Annotated in this window: 1 protein-coding gene; it reads right to left on the bottom strand. The window is 69.5% G+C overall.

Annotated features, from left to right (window positions below):
* Positions 1-623: isochorismate synthase (locus PGX04_RS28760; RefSeq protein WP_273741618.1), on the bottom strand; the 623-nt coding region annotated here is incomplete at both ends.

Raw genomic sequence — 623 nt, 5'->3', positions numbered from 1 at the left:
GGCGTACCAGCCCCGATCGAACGGCTCCGCGTCGCGGATCGTCTCCCAGGCCGCGTCGGGCGGGACGCCGCCGACCGCGGGCGTCGGATGAAGCGCCTCGACGATCTCGAGGACGTGCCGATCGCCCTCGAGCACCGCCTCGATCGGCGTCTGCAGGTGCTGAATGGTCGCTAATCGACGAATCGTCTGCTCGCGGACGGTGAGATCTCGTGCGAACGGAGCGAGTTGTTCGCGGATCGCGTCGACGACGAGCCCGTGTTCGTGCTGGAACTTCGCGTCGGCCCGCATTCGTTCGACGTGCGCCTCGTCTTCGACCGGCGACTCCCCTCGGGGGACCGAGCCGGCCAGCGCTTCCGTCTCGACGCGTCCGCCGCGTTTCGAAACGAGCCGCTCCGGCGGTGCACCGAAGAACGTACCGCCGACGTCGTGAGCGACCAGGAACCGGTAACAGTTGGGGTACTGGCGAGCCAGCCGCTCGAGCGTCGCGGGAACGTCGACCGGCCCCTCGAGGTCGACCGAAAGGGCCTGCGCGAGGACGACTTTCGCGAGCCGCCCCGCAGCGATTCGCTCGAGTGCGGTTTCGACCTGATCGGTCCACTCGGCCGGCGAGGTGGTGCGCCGCG

The sequence above is a fragment of the Natrinema soli genome (assembly GCF_028618695.1).
The sequence above is the reverse complement of the archived record's forward strand: the minus strand, read 5'-3'. Positions and strand labels throughout refer to the sequence as shown.